This window comes from Corynebacterium sp. ES2730-CONJ (assembly GCF_024834055.1).
In the GTDB taxonomy this organism is placed as follows: Bacteria; Actinomycetota; Actinomycetes; order Mycobacteriales; family Mycobacteriaceae; genus Corynebacterium.
This window is the reverse complement of sequence record NZ_JANUXZ010000004.1, coordinates 270,702-289,054: the sequence shown is the minus strand read 5'-3', so window position 1 is coordinate 289,054 and position 18,353 is coordinate 270,702. Positions and strand designations below refer to the sequence as shown.

The window sequence follows — 18,353 nt, the reverse complement described above, 5'->3', positions numbered from 1 at the left end:
TTTAGGACTCAAGCGAGCAGGCCACCCCAGTCGAGTGATGGGGGCAATAGCCGGAAGGATTCTTCGCGAGGTATTGCTGGTGCTCGTCCTCGGCGAAGAAGAAAGTAGCCGCTGGAGTGCTCGTTAGCGGCTTGATTTCAGTAGTAACATCCCCATATCCAGCTGCTTTTAATCGCACAGCATAGGCTTCGACAATCTCGCGGGCCCGTGCTGCCTGTTCAGGGGTGCGCGTATAAATAGCAGAACGATACTGGGTTCCCACATCATTGCCCTGGCGGAATCCTTGCGTGGGGTCGTGGGCTTCCATCGCTTTCACAATGATGTCATCGAAACTAATAACAGCGGGATCGAAAACCACCTGGACCACCTCGGTGTGGTTCGTTCTCCCTGTGCATACCTCCCGGTAAGTGGGGTGAGTGCTCACACCGCCGGCGTAGCCTACCGCGGTTGATACCACGCCAGGGGTTTCCCAAAATAATTTTTCTGCACCCCAGAAGCACCCCAGTGCCACATAGACAACCTCTTGAGTATCCTGCCATGTGCCCGTAATTGGGGTATGCAGAACATAGTGTTGTTTGGGATTCGGTAGAACGGGGTGATTGCCACCCTTTAAGGCCGTCTCTTCTGCGACGAGGGACTGTGGCTTAGAGAAAAGAAAACCCATAGTGATAGGCTTAGAGAAAAGAAAACCCATAGTGATACTCCTTGTAACTTCATATTTGGCGAAAGCTTCGATGGAGGGTACCCGAGCTGTTGGCAGCGGCACCTGATTGAGGTTAATCCTAGCGGTAATTGAACAAGCGACGTGCAGGGGGCAGATAGGGGCACGGAGCTGAGGATAAGTCCACCCTTAGAAGTGCAGGTTATGCGGAGATAACTTATTAAGCTATTGCGCAAATTTAATTTTTGCCTATCATTGAGCATAAGAGTTGCGAAGCTCACACTGAAAAAACAATCCCCTATGAAAGGATCCCATTTCACATGGCACAGTACACCCTTCCCGAACTCGATTACGCCTACGACGCTCTCGAGCCTCATATCAGCGCCGAGATTATGGAATTGCACCACTCCAAGCATCATGCTGGTTATGTAGCAGGTGCCAATGCGGCGCTGGAGAAGATGGAGGCCGCTCGCGAGAATGGCACCATTGATTCTGTAGTAACCGGCCTGTCGAAGGATCTTGCCTTCCACCTCGGCGGCCACACTAACCACTGCCTCTTCTGGAAGAACCTGTCCCCCAATGGTGGTGGCACTCCTAGTGGTAAAGTTGCTGAGCTCATCGACCGCGACTTTGGTTCTTTCGATAAATTCAAGGCTCATTTTGCTGCTGTGGCTCTTGGCATCCAGGGCTCTGGCTGGGCTGTGCTTGCTTATGACCGCATCGGTGGCCGCCTGCTTGTGGAACAGATTGAGGATCACCAGAATAATTACCCGCACCAAGCTGCTCCTTTATTACTTCTTGATATGTGGGAGCACTCCTTCTATCTGCAGTACAAGAATGTAAAGGCCGACTACGTTAAGGCCGCATGGAATGTATATAACTGGGACGAAGTAAATGCTCGCTTGGAAGCTGCCCTATAGGAAGCCACTGAACTTAGGTGACCTAAGTAGCAAGCAGTAGGCAATTAAACCCCTGCTAGCTAACCCCATTGAACGAATAAGTGTGGGTTTGCTAGCAGGGGTTTTGTCTATCTATGGATAAGGATTAAAGATTCTTCTGAGGAACGCCCCTGATAGATTCTCTTCCCGCTTGAGAGTAGCCCTGGTGGCGGATCGCTAAAAGGTTGAACTGTGATGAGCCTCGTTGATCGCTGTCGCATCTTACTATGAGTTTCAATAGGTGCGGGAAGTACCATTCGCGGCAATCTAGGAGCGTCACCGAGTGAAGAGGATACGTATTCCATTCGTAGTTCGCCCGGTCGATATCGGGGCCGTTGCAGTTGAGAGATGACAACGTAATTCTGCCAAAGATACATAAAAACTAAACCCCCTTGTACAGCAAGGGGGTTTAATCGTCGGGATAACAAGATTTGAACTTGCGACCCCTTCGTCCCGAACGAAGTGCGCTACCAAGCTGCGCTATATCCCGGTGGCGTGTCGATAACTACCGAACAACCATCAACAGATGTTAGTCCTCTTATAGCGACATTTCAAGCGCCCTATTTTAGAAGATAGAAACGGTAACCTAGCTCGACTTTTCGGTAATTTTTAGCAGAGTAGCTGAGGGGCGACAGAAGAGACGTATAGGGGCAAATTTGCTAGTTCCTAGCCCCTTGGACACATACATCGCCATGTGTTTAAACTGGTGCAAACCTTTGGCCCGCGCTCGATCAATACCGCAATTAGTTACCAAGCTTATAGATCCAGGCAAGCAAATTTGTCCGCCGTGAGTGTGCCCAGAAAGGGAAAGCTGGTAACCGTCAGCAGCAAAACGGGCGAGTACCCGCGGCTCGGGACAATGCACTAAGGCAAGACTCATATCGGCCTGAGGATTAGGCGCTCCCGCGATGCTCTCATAGTCGTCTAAATCGTGGTGAGGGTCGTCGACCCCAGTGGCCGCTACTTTGAGGCCGCTAACCTTAAATTCGTGCCTTTGATGTGTGGCATCTCGCCAACCATGCTCTAAAAATACTGCGCGCATATCTTTCCACGGTAGTTCTACACGTGATACTTTTCGCTTCCTGTCAACCAGATAAAGAAAAGGATTGACTGGCTTGGGTCCAAAGTAATCATTGGATCCAAAGACGAAGAGTCCGGGAAAAGCGAACAGAGGTTGAATAGCGGCAAGCAGGCTCGGGATTGCATGGAGATCGGAGAGATTATCGCCAGTGTTGACCACTAGATCGGGCTTGAGTCGCGCCAGATCTGCAATCCACTCCTGCTTCTTCTTTTGCCCTGGCACCATATGAATATCCGAGATGTGCAAAATTCTAAAAGCTTCACGTGATCTAAGGGTGCCGGGCGAAAGGAGTGGTACCTCGACTTCTTCGAGTTCGAAGCGTTCACACTCTTTATAGCCCCACCAGAGTGCTGCGGTACCAGCTATAGCTCCCAGACTACCGATTTTCAGAAGCTGAGATGCCCAACGCGGGCATGAAGATGTGAAATCCTTGTTCATCCTTTAGACCTTACCTGCTTCAGCGCACAGGTAGCTCTATGAGGATGCGATCCGAGTAGAATGGAGACACTATGAGTGAACTGAAGCTAAAAATTCGAGACGATATCAAAGTTGCTATGAAGGCGCGAGAAAAAGAGCGCACCGGAGCTCTCAGAATGCTGCTCGCTGCCATACAGGTTGAAGAAACCTCTGGCACAAAGCACGAATTGAAAGACCAAGAAATTCTCAAGGTAATAGCACGTGAGATTAAAAAACGGAAGGAGTCTGCTGAAGTCTATGCTGCCAATGGGCGTCAAGAATTGGCCGATCAGGAGCTCCTTGAGGCCGCTGTCCTCAACGAGTACCTCCCGCAGCAGCTTTCTGATGATGAAATCCAAGCCCTAGTAGCCCAAACCATCGAAGAGCTACACGGCGAAGGACTTGAGATCAATATGAAGAGCATGGGTCAGATTATGAAGGTCGTTACCGAACGAGCCGCCGGCACTGCGGACGGCAAACGCTTATCCACCGCGGTCCGAGCTGCGTTGCAGTAACAAGGAGTGGGGCCGATAACGGCCCCACTTTTTATGGCGATTGCAGAAGATCGCGAATCTGGTTGGTTAATTCCTCCACGTCCGAACGAAATTGATCTTCTTCATTAAAGGCGGTTCTTGGTTGCGGTTGAGTCTGATTAACCGCTGGTGGTGGGGGAGGGGCAGAACCATCCGAAACGAAGAGAATGATAGTACTCCCTTTCTTGAGTGGGAGATCGGCACTGGCGCGGACGATCGTTCCCTTCTCGGCACCGTTGCCGGCCACGATCTGTTGTAATACGTTGAATTTCCTGGCCACCAGTTCTCTTTTAACATCGCCGTATTTGCGACCAATATATTCCTGACCGAAGGTGGCTGAGGTACCAGCATTGAACCGCGGATTATATTCCGGTAACCCTCCCTCGAAGGCATTGAGGCGAGAAGCTGCCGCAAACCAGGTGCGTGCAGGTTCAGAACCGCCAAAGAGATTGCCGTCGGGGCACTGACGCACTGGTACGGTGCACAATGGTGTAATCGTGGTGCCATCGTTGTAGATATAAGGAGCTGCAGCAAAGCGGTCGTTATATCCTAGAAAAGCCGCCGATTGATGGGACTCGGTCGTTCCTGTTTTGGCCGCAATAGGAGCATTCCAGCCTGCGCCCCGCGCAGCATCAGCTGCCGTGCCCTTCGTAGCATCAAGACTTAAGCCAGCGCTTAAGGCCTTGGCCACTTCGGGGGCAAGGGCTTCGTCACACGCGGGTTTATCAATAAATACCTCGCGCCCGAAGCGATCGAGTACACGATTAACCGGTGTGGGTTCACACCACACTCCTTCGGAGGCGAGCGTTGCTGCCACATTTGACAGTTCAAGAGGGTTTACTGCCACCGGCCCAAGCGTGAATGATCCTAGATTATGATCTTTCATATAATCAGCGATGGAGTTATCAGCATCGAAGGTCTGGGGCTGGGTATATGAACGGAGACCTAATTTTACGGCCATGTCCACTACCTCAGGCACGCCCACATCCTCGATAAGGCTCACAAAGGTGGTATTGGGCGACTGCGCTAAGGTATCGCGCAGGCTCATGGTGGGGGCATAGACGCCGGCATTTTCCACACAGTATTTGCCTGGTGGACAGTTCTTTGCTCCCCCTTCGCCCATGCCGGACACCTCTATACGTGGGGGAACGTCGAGCTGGGTATCGAGGCCATAGCCCTGTTCGAGAGCGACGGCGGCGGTGAAGAGCTTAAAGACCGACCCGGCGCCGCTACCTACTAAGGTGGCGGGCTGATTGAGAACAGTCTGACCAGCTTCGAGATCGAGACCATAATCGCGGGAGGAGGTCATCGCGAGGATGCGCCTTGACTCCTTGCCGGGCTCGACCAGATTAAGAACTTCGGAGACTCCAGGCTCACGCGGGTTGACGTGTTGAACAACGGCTTCGTGGGCAATATTTTGGGCCACTGGATCTAGGGTCGTTTCGATGGTATACGAGCCCTTGTGTAGATCATCGAGGCTAAGCCCCTTATCGCTCAGGTAGTTGAGAACTTCATCGCAGAAGAAACCGCGATCTCCAGTAGTGATGCAGCCATTAGGCAGGCCGCGGGGAAACTCTAAAATTCCCAGGGGTTCAGCTTTAAAGGCATCAGCTTCTGCAGTAGAAATTGTGCCCACATCGACCATTGCGTCGAGAACGGTATTACGGCGGGCGATCGTGGCCTCAGCATTGGTATAGGGGTTAAGGTAGCTTGTGGACTGCACCATACCGGCGAGCATGGCCGATTGTGGGATGGTGAGCTCTGCGGCAGGGATTCCGAAATAGGTTTGAGCCGCAGCCTCGATTCCAAAGGCCTCGTTACCGAAGGGGATAACGTTGAGGTAACGGGAGAGAATCTCGTCTTTATTCAAAACTTTTTCGATTCCAGAAGCCATGCGCATCTCGCGCAATTTTCTGGGGATCGAAGTCTCGACAGCAGCAGCTTTTTCGTCACTAGTAGAGGCGCGAACATAGAGCAGATAGTTTTTTACATACTGCTGGTCAATAGTTGAGGCTCCCTGTTCCACCCCACCAGCGAGGAGATTTCGCACCACCGCGCGGAAATTTCCCTGGATATCGACGCCATTATGTTCGTAGAAGCGGCGATCTTCGATGGCCACGATCGCGTCCTTCATGGACTGGGCAATACGGTCAGGTGGAACTTCGAAGCGACGCTGGGCATAAAACCATGCAAAGGGGTGACCATCTTTGTCGAGCATTGTGGTCACCCCTGGGGTCTCAGTTGAGTTGAGATCCTGAATATTCGACTGCATGACGTCGTTGGTGCGCTGGATGGCGAGGGCGCTCATAGCAGCGAGAGGGGAGAGCGCAACGGCTCCCACCACACCAGCTGCGAGCGTGGCGCCAATGAATTGGTTCACAGATTTCCAGAGGGACACATCCCCTACATTACCGAGGACGGTGTGAAAGTGGGAATAATCAGACCCCCTTAATGTGTGACTCGTTCGACATTCACTAGGGTGTGTGAATAGACTTACACATGACCAACGGATCAGTATAGACCGAAATGCCGGTCAATTTGACCAGTTTCTCAATAAGTTTCCCTCAGGAGGACAACCAAGATGACAACATCTCTGGCGAACCCACAGAACAATGCGCTCCTGGACCCCAGTGGACTCGGTTCTATCGACCGTGGCGATTGGGTAATGCACGCAAATTGCCGGAATGAAGATCCTGACGCCCTCTTTGTCCGTGGAGCAGCACAACGCCGTGCTGCGGCGATCTGTAGGCAGTGTCCAGTGCTCCTCCAATGCCGTGTGGATGCCCTCGATAACCGCGTGGAATTCGGGGTATGGGGAGGCTTGACTGAACGGCAGCGCCGCGCACTTTTGCGCAAGAACCCCGACATCACCTCATGGGCTGATTATATTGCCAATGGCGGCGAACTCCACGGTATTTAAAATCACCAAGTTTCAAAAGGGCGCACTCATTGCAGTGAGCCCTTCAGTTTTTCTCAGATCTACGCGAGCTATCTAGTCTCAGCTAGATTAAGGTGGAAGCTATGAAGAAATGGGAATACGCAACCGTACCGCTATTAGTACACGCCACCAAGCAAATCCTCGACAGCTGGGGTGAAGACGGCTGGGAGCTGGTCACCGTCGTGCCAGGGATGAATCCAGAAAATGTAGTCGCCTATCTGAAGCGCGAGGTCGTTTAGCCGATGCGGGTCAGTGAAAAACTCGCGGAGCTCGGATTAAGCCTACCAGCGGTAGTTCCCCCGCTAGCCTCCTATGTGCCGGCGGTTCAGGTAGGTAATCAGGTGTGGACCGCCGGACAACTTCCAATGGTCGATGGGGTCTTACCAAGAACTGGAAAGGTCGGAGCTGACCTTAGCGTTGACGAAGCCTATGAATTAGCGCGGACTAGTGCTTTAAATGCTCTCTCAGCCGCCGACGCTCTAGTTGGAATCGACCGTATTCGCCGCGTCTTTAAAGTGGTGGGATTTGTTTCCTCCGCGCCGGGATTTGCCGATCAGGCGTTGGTCATTAACGGTGCCTCGCATATGATCGGCGATATTTTTGGTGATCAAGGTATCCACGCACGCTCCGCCGTCGGGGTATCAGACCTACCACTTAATTCGCCAGTGGAAGTAGAGCTCTATCTCGAGCTCGACTAGCAGACAAATTGGCTATATTTCTCCTTACCATCCCCAGCGATCGGCTAAGCTAAGAAACCATGAAGCATCCTGCTTATAGCCAATTGCGGCCCGTTACCCCGTCTGCAGCCGTCGTGCTGTGTATGAATCCCGGTTATGCCTCTTTAGAGGGAACCAATTCGTGGGTTATCCGCGCTGAAGATGATCCGGTAAGTATTGTGATCGATCCTGGCCCTGAGGATGAGGGTCACCTTAATGTTCTTAATACCAAGGCGCATAAAGTGGGTCTCATTTTACTTACGCACCGTCACCACGATCACGCCGATGGGGCGCATCGTTTTCGGCAGCTCACTGGTGCTCCGGTAAGAGCCTTTGAAAAGGCTTATTGTCATCACGGCGAGGCGCTTGTAGATGGTGAGATCATCACTTTAGATGGATTGAGCCCACATATTGAAGTGGTGCATACCCCAGGTCATACCGGTGATTCCGTGAGCTTCTTTATTTGGTCAGGTACCCCGCATGAGTCCACCTTAGAAGGTGTCATTACCGGCGACACTATCGCGGGCCGCCACACCACGATGATCTCTGAAACTGACGGAGATCTCGGTGATTATTTTAAGACCCTACACTTATTAGAAGATCGTGGGAAGGGTGTCCATCTCCTCCCCGGTCATGGGCCTGATGGAGAGGATCTTTCCAAATATGCCGCTTGGTATCTTAGCCGCCGGGAACAGCGACTTGATCAGATCCGCGAAGCTTTAGATAAAAACGGTCACGATATCGGCCTAAAACAGCTCGTCGATGAAATCTATGACAAAGTCGATCCTGTTTTACGTGGGGCGGCAGAGCAAACGACGCGGGTAGCACTGCGATATCTTGAGCGCACCGGGGAGTATCATCCGAATATCTAGAAAAATCCCAACCTCACAAGAGGTTGGGATTTTTCTACCGAGAACGTTTAGCTAAATGCTCAGTATCGACAATCAGCACCGACTTGCCCTCGAGACGAATCCACCCGCGGTGGGCGAAGGTGGCGAGCGCCTTATTGACTGTTTCGCGGGAGGCTCCCACAAGCTGGGCAATCTCTTCTTGGGTGAGATCATGGTTAACGCGCAGTGCGCCACCTTCTTGGGTGCCAAAGCGATTAGCCAACTGCAATAAAGTCTTGGCCACACGCCCCGGTACGTCAGTGAAGATGAGATCCGCAAGGGCCGAGTTGGTGCGACGCAAGCGGCGGGCAAGAACGCGCAGGAGCTGCTCCGAGATTTCGGGGTGGTCTGCGATCCACTGGCGAAGTACCTCGGAATTCATCGTTGCCGCGTGGACCTCGGTCACGCATACTGCTGAGGAGGTACGAGGGCCGGGATCGAAGATAGAAAGCTCTCCGAACATATCGGATGGTCCCATAATCGTAAGAAGATTCTCGCGACCATCTGGGGCGTGCCGAGCTAGCTTCACCTTGCCGGCAGTGATGATATAGAGCCGGTCTCCAGGCTCGCCTTCCTCAAAGATGGTAGTACCGCGGGGGAACCGGACGGATTCAAGGTCCCCAATCAAGTTGGCCACCGCCACTGGGTCTACTCCTTGGAAAATTCCGGCTCGGGACAGGATGTCTTGAACGCCTTCCACCTGAAACGTACTCCTCTTTAGTTCGTGTGAGTCTGGACAATCTTAGGTGCGTTGCTGGGAAACTCCGCAGGGAGATTGCTGACAAATGAAGCTGGCCTAATCGTTGAATTCTATGGGTATCATTAGTTATCCTACTATGGAATACGTCACTATCACACCTCGGAAACGGGAAACTTAACTCGCCCTGTGTTGTGGGGGTAGTTAGCGGGGGGCAGCGGTCATTTCTTATATCGTTTTCCCTTTTGCGAGCTAAAAGCACATTTTCTAGTAGTCCATAGAAAATACTCGCGGCCTGGAACTCACGAAGTGCCACAAGGAGCTGCGCGCCAATCGCTCTTGGGTGCCCCCGATGACTCCTGAATAGAAGATAAGAAAGCCTTAAAATAGGTTTGGGTGGTGGTCCTCGACTTTATAGGGAACGCTCTCAATTAGGCTAGAGCATATGAAAACTACCCCGCTGGCGAAAAAACGGCGCGCTCGAGCGCTTCATAGGGAACTCGCGCGCGGCTACCCCGATGCTTACTGTGAATTAGATTTCGACACCCCGCTCGAATTACTCATAGCTACTGTCTTGTCCGCTCAGTGCACGGATAAACGGGTTAACGCAGTAACCCCTGCGCTCTTTCGGCGCTACCCTCATGCTATCGATTATGCTCAAGCGGCCGAGGTGGAACTCCAAGAGATCATAAGACCCACTGGTTTTTACACGGTCAAAGCGCGCCATCTTAAAGAAATAGGCCAGGTGCTCGTCTCTGAGTTTGAGGGCGAAGTACCCCGGGATTTAGCCGATCTAGTGACGCTTCCCGGCGTAGGGCGTAAGACAGCCCATGTCGTACGTGGCAATGCTTTCGGTCTCCCAGGCTTAACCGTAGACACCCACTTCGGACGTCTAGTGCGCCGGTTTAAGCTCACGGCCGAGACCCGCCCCGAGAAAGTCGAGGCAGAAATAGCCGGCTATATACCGGAGCCGGAATGGACGCTTTTTAGCCACCGCATCATCTTCCACGGTCGCAGAATCTGCCATAGCCGTAGGCCAGCATGTGGCGCCTGTTATCTTATAAAACTTTGTCCCAGCTCTGGTGAGGGGGAGATGAACCCCGCTGTAGCCGAAGACTTGGTTAAAGCCATCCCCAGTGAAAAAGAGCATCTTCTAGCCCTACGCGCAGAAATGGAGGTGTAAAGGTGCGTAGTGCTCTGGCGTTTTCGGCCCTCATCTTTACTGTGGCCTTGGGCTACCTTGGCTGGCAGCTGACTAGTGCACCCCCTGATACCCCAGCTCATAGGCCGCAGGCCAGTAAACCCATATGCCCGCCAGCACAGGTAGGTGGCATTGAACTCCCCTGCCTTCATGGACAGGTGGGCCAGGAAAACTCCGACCAGATCACCGTGGTCAATATCTGGGCCTTCTGGTGTGCCCCATGCCGCAAGGAATTACCTTATTTCGACACTCTCGCTCACCAACACCCGCAGTGGCGTGTGATGAGTGTCCACGCAGATCCCAACTCAGCAGCGGGAGCGAAATTTATCGACGAATTGGGTCTAGAGCTTCCCACGCTCAGCGATACCCAGGGCGTATTTGCCGCTGAATTAGGCCTTCCCAAGGTAGTTCCGATTACGCTGGTATTTTCAGGGACTCAGCGCATAGCGATATTTCCGCAGGTCTTTGATTCTCAGCAAGATCTTGACTCGGCTATCTCTGCCGTCGTCAAAGAGGTTGAGAGAGAAAAAGTTGCTTAACATCGTATGAATAATCGTATGAATAGGGGAATGGTGGACGAATATCAGGCGCCCAAATTCGAATCTTGGCCTGGCCCTAGATGGTTGGCACCGGTGACTAAAGCTGCCCGCAGCGGGCAGCTGCGCCAACAGTTTCACGAAGATGTGGCCCAACGTGCCCCGATAGACGATAGCAAGGCCGCCTCCGTGCTCATGCTGGTGACAGGAGCAGAGACTGGCTCCCGGCTCCCTGATGACGCGGCAGTTTTATTAACTCATCGTTCCCCCACCATGCGCCAGCACTCGGGGCAGATCGCATTTCCGGGTGGACGCATCGATCCGGAGGATTCCCATGCTCTGGCCGCTGCATTAAGAGAGGCTCGTGAGGAGGTGGGGCTTGACGCTGCAGCGGTCACACCCTTGGCTGATATCGGCCGCACCTTTATTGGGGCAACGGGTGCCCCCGTTCATACTATTCTTGCCTACGCCCCCACGCCTCCAGACGTCACAGTGGCAAGCCCCGTCGAAGTCGATGAGCTTTTTATGGTGCCCTTCAAGGAACTGATTGATCCCTGCAACCGCCTCCACTTAGCCGGTGAAAAGTGGCGAGGGCCGGCATTTCGCATCCGTGACTATATAATATGGGGGTTCACAGCCCAGATCCTGCACCTCGTTATCCATCGTGCAGGGTGGGAGCGGCCGTGGGATCACTCCCATACCTTGGATCTCAAGGCCGCCCTGCGGGCCTCAAGAAACAGCGAAATATCTCAGCAGTATAAGGAAGCATGAACTACTTAGCTGACCCCGCACCGGGTTTCTATGCCGACGCCACGATCGTAGTGGTGCTCATCATTGCTCTCTACACTGGCTGGCGTCAAGGAGCATTCGCCTCCATCCTCTCGACCGTCGGGGTTGTCGCTGGCCTCATCTGCGGAGTAGCACTGGCCCCCTTTGCCATGCAATTAACCGACCATGTGGCTTTGCGCTTTCTCCTCGCCCTAGCAACAATGGCCATGCTGGTAGGTATTGGTAATCTCACCGGTGGGGTACTGGGAACACGATTGCGATCCCATATGCGCTGGCGCAGCTCTTTAAGGCTCGATTCAGGGATCGGCGCCATCTTTCAAGCCTTCACTGTCTTAATCGTTACCTGGTTGGTCGCCATTCCTCTGGTGACGGCATTGCCCGGCAATATAGCCCACCAGGTACGTAACTCCAAGATTTTGAGCGCGGTGGACCACCGGGCCCCGCAGCAATTGGCCATGCTGCCTTCTAAAGTGTCCGCCATGCTCTCGGAATCGGGCCTGCCACCTTTAGTATCGCCCTTTCTCAATCCCGATAACGTCACGGTGGAGGCCCCAGCTCTTCTGGTGGAAGATACTGCTCTTGTGGAGGCCCTGCGCCCCAGCGTGGTCCATCTTTCTTCCACCGCCGATTCCTGCGCTCGACGGCTCATGGGCTCGGGTTTCGTAGTCGATAGTAATCACGTGATCACGAATGCCCATGTTGTTGCAGGTGCTAATAGCGTCAATCTCGATACGCTTGTGGGTACGTACCCAGCCACGGTGGTCTACTATAACCCCCAACTCGATATCGCGGTTCTAGAATCCCCAGATATGAATATTGAGCCGTTGAAATGGGCTGAAGAGAGCGCTTTAAGTGGCGACGATGCCATCTCCATGGGCTTTCCTGAGTCCGGCCCCTTCGAGGCAGCGCCTGCGCGCGTAAATAATCGCTTAACTATAACGGGATTCGATATCTATGCTGACCAGCGCGTGGAACGCGAAGCCTATACGGTGCGAGGATCCATTCGCCAAGGTTATTCCGGAGGGCCGATGATTAATACGCGCGGCGAGGTTATCGGGGTGATCTTTGGCGCTAGCTCAGACGAATCCGATATTGGCTACGTTCTCAGTGCTCGGGAAGTGCGCGAGGCTGTTGGCGATCTCAGCGTACTTAGTACCCCAGTAGGTACAGGAGAATGCGTTTTACGTTAGCTCAGTCCGCGAATAAATCTCACTACGGTATTTACAAAATCATCAGGGTTTTCTATATGTGGGCGGTACTTGGTGTGGGGGATCCGAACCGTGCGGATAGCACCGAGGGTGCGCTCTCGGGCCGCTCTTTCTAGTACCCGCTGCTGGCGTGAGGGTTTTTCCCCCGGCAGGAAGAGAACAGGGCATGTAATAGTGCGGTCCGCCCACGCGAGCGGAGTAGATACTACTGATAAACGTGACGACCTCACCACGGCCGGCAAGGTATTACTGATGGCGAGCGCGGTCGAGCGGCGCGTCAGATTGCGCATAAAACCAGGAGAAGAGTGAAATTCCTTCACGGTTGTGCGCTTCAGATCATGGGCTGTGATTCGAGGCAGCAAGAAAGACAATCTCTTAAGCACTCCTGAGGGAAGGGCGAGAAAGACTTTAAAGGCGATGAGGTTTAAAAAAAGCCAGGGGTAGCGGATAACGGAGCGCCGCATATCGGTGGGATGGATAAAACCGCAGCTGCTAATCGATTCGACCCTTTTGGGCTCATAGGTGGCAAGTGCCCAAGCTAGGGTGGCGCCGATACCCACTCCCACCAGATGGGCGGAGTTATGGCCTAAGGTTTGGATGGCACCATTAAGATCCCCGCACAGGGTTCTCAGGTCATGGCCGTGAGGCGGCTTATCTGACATTCCGTAGCCGCGCAGGTCGAGAGCGGCAACATGAAATCCCGCTTCATGAAGGAGGGGTATCACCTCAGCGAAGTCGATCCAGCAGCTAAAAGAATCATGGATCAAGATAATTAGAGGTGAGCTAGCCTCTCCAGCGCAGGCCGCATGGAGCCGCGTCCCACGCGTATAAAGATCGTGATGGGTAAACGGGCCGTGAAGAGCCACCGTGCTGGGACTTGCTGCGCGCATCCTTGAAGAAAGTCTTTCTATGAGTAAAAAATTTATCAGCCCTCCTAACTCTATTAGGAGGGCTGAAAAGATCCGTGCGAAGGGCTAACTATAAAGTCCGGAATGCCGACGCTCAACGGCCGGTGACTGCTTCTTCGGAACTATATTCTTGAGCTCGCCCACGCTCTCGATAGTTTTCTTGGGCTTTTTGAGACTCTTGACCTTCTTCCAACCGATAAGGGCCAAGATAGCGGCCACGATAATCATGCCGAGGAAGACAATGAGGAAAGATGCCCAGCGGTCGAGCCAGATATTTAGCAGCTCCGCGAGGAAGAAGAAAAAGAAGAAGGAGCTATACAGAGCGATAACTCCGGCCACGCCGAAAAGGCCACCTCCGAAGGCAATTTTTTTGGCCTCGTGAGTAATCTCCGTCTTGGCTAGCTCAATCTCGGAGCGCACTAATGACGAAACTTGTTCGGTGGCATTACTGACCAAGTTGCCGAAGGATCCTTCGATATCGCTATCAGCTGCCGCCAGGGGAATGGAGCTTACCTGTGGCTCGAAGGTTTCAGGGCCTTCAGTAAATAGCCCGTTTTCTTTCTTCACGTGTGCCTATCCTCTTTCTTCTCTTTCACATTTATTTAAGACAGCGCTGGAATGACAGGCATTCCGGTGCAGACCAAACTGGGATGAAGCAATACGCTGACCTTTCCCATAATCCTAACAGTTTGACTACCTGTGTGAAAGAAACCCCCCGAATAAGCGGGACTTTTCTGAGTAGAGTCAGATTTTTTTCAAGCTCGGTCAACCCCCGACTACACTGATAACCCTCATGGACGCCGTCGCAGATTTTCCCACCTACACTCAAGCCCTAGAAGCACTACGGCGGGTGTACCGCAGGCCGGTTAATCTTCGCCAAAATAACGTCACCACCAGCGAATCCGCAGTTCGAGGCGCTAAGCTCATGTATCAGCTTCGCTCCGACGCGTGCACTATAGAGGAAGCATTGAGTGCTTTTAGCATGCTGGGGCCAAAGCAACGCGAACAAACGGCAGCCCTCTTCAAGAGGGCTCCGGCTCAGGTTCTCGCGCGGCTTGATACGCTTGTGGGCGGCAGTGGTCGCCCCGTCGGAGCGCCAGGTCCAGCCCTTTCCCATCTGCGCGCGCTGCGCGATCCTCACGCACATATGGGACTGGTACCGGCTCACACTTTTCTTGCGATCGCAGCCCCGCAGCTTTTCGGAGCACGCAGCGATCTCATAGCGGCGATCGCCGCGCGTCTCGCGGCCATGGTGACTGGCTTCGATCCCATTGGACTAGGGGTACCTGAGGTGTATTTTTCCCGGCATAAGCGGGAGTATCACGATCTGATATCAGCGCATAGTTCACAGTGGCCAGAATTTTATTTTCAGGCGTGCCTGGCCGGGGCCGCTGAGGCAGAAGGTATCGCTCGGATGGTAGCCGAGGGCTAATTGTGTCTGCCTAACCACCAGCGCACGCCTATAGTAGCCGCCGCAAGCCCGGCAATCACTCCGGTCCCTACCGTAAGCTCCTTAAAGGAAGGGCGAGGGATTAAAGGGATGGGGTGATGGAAATACTGGATTGTCCACCCTCGATCACGTGCCGTGGCTAGTAAAGCCCTATCAGGGTTGACAGCTACAGGATGAGCCACTTTTTCCAACATGGGTACATCGGTGAAGGAATCTGAATATGCGAAGGACTGAGAAAGATCCAGCCTGAATTGCTCAGCACATCTGTGAAGAGCGTCGGCTTTGGCTTCGCCTTGACAGAAAAAGAGAATCTCACCGGTAAAACACCCGTTCTCTTGAGCTAATTGAGTGGCAATAATATCGTCGATTCCCAGTTCGTGGGCAATTGGTCGCACCAGGATATCCGCACTTGCCGAAATGATGACAACACGGTGACCCTGATTGCGGTGCCATCGAATGAGCTCCCGTGCCTCGGCATAGATCGTGGGGCACAAGACCGTATGAAAAGACTCCTCAACAATGCGCTCGACCTCGCCCACCTCCCAGCCGCTAATCATGGAGGCTAGCTGGTTGCGAGTGCGGTGTAGTTGGTCGCGGGAGAGACCATCCCATAAATAAAGTACTTTTTGGAGAGAAAGGCGCGCCGCCTTCGGCACCGAAATTAAACCTGAGGAGAGAAATTCCTTACCATAAGCGTGGGCCGAAGAGGTGGCGATGATGGTTTTATCGAGATCGAAGAAAGCCCCTATGGTGGTGTGCATCGCATCCTGCTCCAAGGCATTGGGGATTGCCGCACTGGGGGACGAATCGGGAACTCTCATGATTTCTTAACTGTAGCTTGGACGCCAATCTCACCCCTCAATTCTACCTGCCAAAGGGCGCAATAAGCTGGGCACTTAAGTATTGGCAGGACTGGGATTATATGTCATAATAGCAATAGCCAGGCCCCGATATACAGTGCGGCCGGCACACCCCGGCCAGCGAACCCCCCTTTAATGGCCGGGTAGGCAGCTCGCGCTCATTACCCCCCCCCCTTGCGCGAGCTGCCGCTTTATACTCTACGGACAGCTGATTATCCGTTATCCACAGATTTACTTCGCCTGACGTCGTACCCGTTGAGCCCGCTGCATAACACGCCCACACTGAGGATATGAACTCCACGTCCATCCTCGTAGCCGTCGCGGATCCCGTCGTGCATCCTGAAGCTATCGCCGTCGCAGCTGCAACCGGATTAAAAACTATCGATACCACCGACCCGCGTTCGATTATACGCTGGGCTAAAAAGGCGCACTGCATCCTTGTCGATCCCACCATCGCCGCGCACGTGATTCAGGTAGCTCCCACCGTTCCGATTTACCTAGTCTGTGCCGATATTGCGCATATAGACTGGAAGTTCGTCGCCCGCACCCCCATCCGTGATGCCTATGTTTTGCCAGCGCAAGCCCAAGAACTTCTCACCTATCTCGGGCATATTCGCAGTGCAGAATCACGCTCCAAATTTCACCCCATCTGGGCCGTTACGGGGGCCGCTGGGGGTGTGGGCACCAGTAGTGTGGCTGCAGCTCTCGCGCTTGCCCTCCACGATCATGATCCTGCGCTACTTGTCGACGCCGACCCCTTCTCGGCTGGACTCGATCTCGTTCTAGGGCTCGAAGATACTGCCGGGATTCGATGGCCCGATATCAACCTCGACGATGGCAGCACTCCAGCTCCTACTCTCTACCAAGCATTACCTCATACAGAATCAGGCCTGGGAGTGATCAGCACTCAACGTGGAGTCGGGCGGTCACAACAGAAAGAAAATCAGCTTAATAATGTCCTTGACATTGTCCGTAGCAATTATTCCATTGTCATAGATACCCCATGGTCTGCCCCCTATTTTGACGCAGTACTTGAGCGCAGTGACCACTGCGTTGTAGTCATGACTCCACAGGTACGCGTGCTCGCTGCTGCCTGTGAATTGCTCAAAGAGTTAAGAAATTTTCCGGTGCGGGCGCACCCTGTGATCAATCACCGCGGGTGGTCAGCTCTGACGCGAAAAGAAATGGAGCGTCTGATTCAACCGGCATTTAGTGCAGAGGTACCCATGGACCCTGGCATGAATAAACGCCAGGAAACCTCCGGTTTCGCTGGAACATTTCAGAAATTGCCGCGGGGGATCCGACGTGCAGCCATGCGGATAGCCCAGGGGGACGACCTATGAATTCCAACGTCGCCGCTGATCTCATCCCCACTATCCAACGCCAGATAGCCCAGCACCCTCAAGGATTGACTCCCCAGGAGATCGCTACTCTCATCCGAGCAGAGTCCTCGGGGGTTGTGAGTGATGTGGATGTTCTCACCATTATGCGCCAACTGCGTTACGATACCGTGGGACTGGGGGTGCTCGAACCTCTCCTCGCACTGAGGGGGATCACCGATATCGTGGTTAATGATCTCGATCAGGTGTGGTTCGATCGCGGGGCTGGATTTGAAAAAGCCACGGTGAGTTTTTCAACCCACGACGATATACGTCGGCTTGCCACCCGCCTTCTCCATGTCGCCGGTCGCCGCCTTGACGGAGCCCAAAGTTATGGGGACGGAAAAATCGCCCGAGAGGATGGAACTCATGTGCGTATCCACGCCATTTTGTCCCCACCCGCGGAAACAAGTCCACTCATCTCCATCCGGGTTTTAAACAGTGCCACCGCAAATCTCAGACACCTAGAAGAAAGCGGCAGTTTCCCACCTCAAATGCGCCGCGTCTTCGACGCCCTAATCGTGGCCCGACGGTCCTTCCTTGTCGTTGGTGGCACGGGCAGTGGCAAAACTACTCTCCTGGGTGCCCTTTTAGAGCAGGTTCCTCAGGCTGAACGCATCATCTGCATCGAGGATACTGCAGAGCTAAAACCCCGCCACCCTCATACCGTTCATCTCATCACCCGTGCGAAGAATACCGAGGGCAGGGGTGAAATTGGTATGTGCACTCTCTTGCAACAAGCTCTAAGAATGCGCCCCGATCGTATAGTGATCGGGGAAATTAGGGGCAAGGAAGTAATCGACTTGCTCAGCGCTCTAAATACCGGGCACGAGGGATCAGCCGGCACCCTACATGCCAATACCAGCCAGGAAGTGCCGGCTCGCCTGGAGGCGTTAGCTGCAATGGGTGGCCTTGACACCAGCGCATTGCACTCCCAGCTCGCCGCCGCCCAACCAGTTATCTTGTGTACTGCGCGCCAAGGCCGTCTTCGTATCCTCTCGCAGATTGCTCAGATTCATTCCCATCCGCCGCAGGTAGATATTTTATGGGACCACAGGAGAGCCATGATTCCCGAAGAGCTTATGAGTGTAGCGGGGTGGCAACCGCGATGA

General features: G+C 53.5%; 20 protein-coding genes and 1 tRNA gene. 13 read left to right on the top strand and 8 right to left on the bottom strand.

The genetic code is table 11. The annotated features are described in order from the left end of the window. Nucleotide 1: 1 nt before the first annotated feature. A complete protein-coding gene (gene msrA, locus NXS13_RS06810; RefSeq protein WP_259289531.1) occupies nt 2-664 on the bottom strand; it encodes a peptide-methionine (S)-S-oxide reductase MsrA in 663 nt (220 codons plus the stop codon). Nucleotides 665-981: 317 nt separating this feature from the next. Here msrA and NXS13_RS06805 point away from each other — a divergent pair, with 317 nt between their 5' ends. After that, entirely contained in the window at nt 982-1,581 is a 600-nt protein-coding gene (locus NXS13_RS06805) for a superoxide dismutase (protein WP_259289524.1), read from the top strand. Nucleotides 1,582-2,015: 434 nt separating this feature from the next. Here NXS13_RS06805 and NXS13_RS06800 read toward each other — a convergent pair. Beyond that, nucleotides 2,016-2,089 (bottom strand) — tRNA-Pro (locus tag NXS13_RS06800). 96 nt (nt 2,090-2,185) lie between these two features. Then, nucleotides 2,186-3,118 (bottom strand): metallophosphoesterase, encoded by a 933-nt coding sequence (locus NXS13_RS06795; RefSeq protein WP_259289523.1) that lies wholly within the window; start codon nt 3,116-3,118, stop codon nt 2,186-2,188. 71 nt (nt 3,119-3,189) lie between these two features. Between NXS13_RS06795 and NXS13_RS06790 the strand changes: the two genes are divergently transcribed. Next, nucleotides 3,190-3,651: a GatB/YqeY domain-containing protein gene (locus tag NXS13_RS06790; protein ID WP_259158503.1), complete on the top strand. Its 462-nt coding sequence runs from the start codon at nt 3,190-3,192 to the stop codon at nt 3,649-3,651. Nucleotides 3,652-3,682: 31 nt separating this feature from the next. Here NXS13_RS06790 and NXS13_RS06785 read toward each other — a convergent pair whose 3' ends face one another. Continuing rightward, the gene (locus NXS13_RS06785) at nt 3,683-6,067 is read right to left on the bottom strand and encodes a transglycosylase domain-containing protein (protein WP_259289522.1); all 2,385 of its coding nucleotides are present in this window, start codon (nt 6,065-6,067) and stop codon (nt 3,683-3,685) included. Nucleotides 6,068-6,250: 183 nt separating this feature from the next. On the opposite strand from NXS13_RS06785, the gene NXS13_RS06780 reads away from it, so the two are divergent. From NXS13_RS06780 to NXS13_RS06765, 4 genes are all read left to right on the top strand, one after another. Next, entirely contained in the window at nt 6,251-6,589 is a 339-nt protein-coding gene (locus NXS13_RS06780) for a WhiB family transcriptional regulator (RefSeq protein WP_259078497.1), read from the top strand. A gap of 101 nt (nt 6,590-6,690) precedes the next feature. Beyond that, on the top strand, nt 6,691-6,846 hold the full coding sequence (locus NXS13_RS06775; RefSeq protein ID WP_259078499.1) for a DUF4177 domain-containing protein: 156 nt from the start codon (nt 6,691-6,693) through the stop codon (nt 6,844-6,846). A gap of 3 nt (nt 6,847-6,849) precedes the next feature. Further along, the gene (locus tag NXS13_RS06770) at nt 6,850-7,305 is read left to right on the top strand and encodes a RidA family protein (RefSeq protein WP_259078500.1); all 456 of its coding nucleotides are present in this window, start codon (nt 6,850-6,852) and stop codon (nt 7,303-7,305) included. Between the two features lie 59 nt (nt 7,306-7,364). Then, nucleotides 7,365-8,195: an MBL fold metallo-hydrolase gene (locus tag NXS13_RS06765; RefSeq protein ID WP_259078502.1), complete on the top strand. Its 831-nt coding sequence runs from the start codon at nt 7,365-7,367 to the stop codon at nt 8,193-8,195. A 34-nt stretch (nt 8,196-8,229) separates the two neighbouring features. Here the strand turns inward: NXS13_RS06765 and glxR are convergent, their stop codons facing one another. Beyond that, the gene (glxR, locus tag NXS13_RS06760) at nt 8,230-8,913 is read right to left on the bottom strand and encodes a CRP-like cAMP-activated global transcriptional regulator GlxR (protein WP_259078503.1); all 684 of its coding nucleotides are present in this window, start codon (nt 8,911-8,913) and stop codon (nt 8,230-8,232) included. A 442-nt stretch (nt 8,914-9,355) separates the two neighbouring features. Here glxR and nth point away from each other — a divergent pair, with 442 nt between their 5' ends. The 4 genes from nth to NXS13_RS06740 are packed head-to-tail and all read left to right on the top strand — an operon-like array spanning nt 9,356 to nt 12,626. Beyond that, nucleotides 9,356-10,093, top strand: coding sequence for an endonuclease III (gene nth / locus NXS13_RS06755; RefSeq protein ID WP_259078505.1), 738 nt, complete (start codon nt 9,356-9,358; stop codon nt 10,091-10,093). A gap of 2 nt (nt 10,094-10,095) precedes the next feature. Further along, the gene (locus NXS13_RS06750) at nt 10,096-10,650 is read left to right on the top strand and encodes a TlpA disulfide reductase family protein (RefSeq protein WP_259289521.1); all 555 of its coding nucleotides are present in this window, start codon (nt 10,096-10,098) and stop codon (nt 10,648-10,650) included. Nucleotides 10,651-10,656: 6 nt separating this feature from the next. Continuing rightward, the gene (locus NXS13_RS06745) at nt 10,657-11,418 is read left to right on the top strand and encodes a CoA pyrophosphatase (protein ID WP_259289520.1); all 762 of its coding nucleotides are present in this window, start codon (nt 10,657-10,659) and stop codon (nt 11,416-11,418) included. Then, entirely contained in the window at nt 11,415-12,626 is a 1,212-nt protein-coding gene (locus tag NXS13_RS06740) for a MarP family serine protease (RefSeq protein WP_259078509.1), read from the top strand. The genes NXS13_RS06745 and NXS13_RS06740 overlap by 4 nt, the downstream gene beginning before the upstream one ends. On the opposite strand, the gene NXS13_RS06735 is transcribed toward NXS13_RS06740, so the two are convergent. Both NXS13_RS06735 and NXS13_RS06730 read right to left on the bottom strand, forming a co-directional pair. Further along, nucleotides 12,623-13,534: an alpha/beta fold hydrolase gene (locus NXS13_RS06735; RefSeq protein WP_259078511.1), complete on the bottom strand. Its 912-nt coding sequence runs from the start codon at nt 13,532-13,534 to the stop codon at nt 12,623-12,625. The two genes, NXS13_RS06740 and NXS13_RS06735, sit on opposite strands and share 4 nt — an antisense overlap. A gap of 84 nt (nt 13,535-13,618) precedes the next feature. Continuing rightward, nucleotides 13,619-14,119 carry a phage holin family protein gene (locus tag NXS13_RS06730; protein WP_259158496.1) on the bottom strand — a complete coding sequence of 167 codons (501 nt, stop codon included), beginning with the start codon at nt 14,117-14,119 and terminating at the stop codon, nt 13,619-13,621. A 226-nt stretch (nt 14,120-14,345) separates the two neighbouring features. Here NXS13_RS06730 and NXS13_RS06725 point away from each other — a divergent pair, with 226 nt between their 5' ends. Further along, nucleotides 14,346-14,984: a hypothetical protein gene (locus NXS13_RS06725; protein WP_259078514.1), complete on the top strand. Its 639-nt coding sequence runs from the start codon at nt 14,346-14,348 to the stop codon at nt 14,982-14,984. On the opposite strand, the gene NXS13_RS06720 is transcribed toward NXS13_RS06725, so the two are convergent. After that, a complete protein-coding gene (locus NXS13_RS06720; protein WP_310470428.1) occupies nt 14,981-15,823 on the bottom strand; it encodes an HAD family hydrolase in 843 nt (280 codons plus the stop codon). The two genes, NXS13_RS06725 and NXS13_RS06720, sit on opposite strands and share 4 nt — an antisense overlap. Before the next feature lie 329 nt (nt 15,824-16,152). Here NXS13_RS06720 and ssd point away from each other — a divergent pair, with 329 nt between their 5' ends. Beyond that, nucleotides 16,153-17,205, top strand: a complete 1,053-nt coding sequence (gene ssd, locus NXS13_RS06715) for a septum site-determining protein Ssd (protein WP_259158494.1) — start codon at nt 16,153-16,155, stop codon at nt 17,203-17,205. Beyond that, complete coding sequence (locus NXS13_RS06710; RefSeq protein WP_259078519.1) at nt 17,202-18,353, top strand: TadA family conjugal transfer-associated ATPase; 1,152 nt, start codon at nt 17,202-17,204, stop codon at nt 18,351-18,353. The genes ssd and NXS13_RS06710 overlap by 4 nt, the downstream gene beginning before the upstream one ends.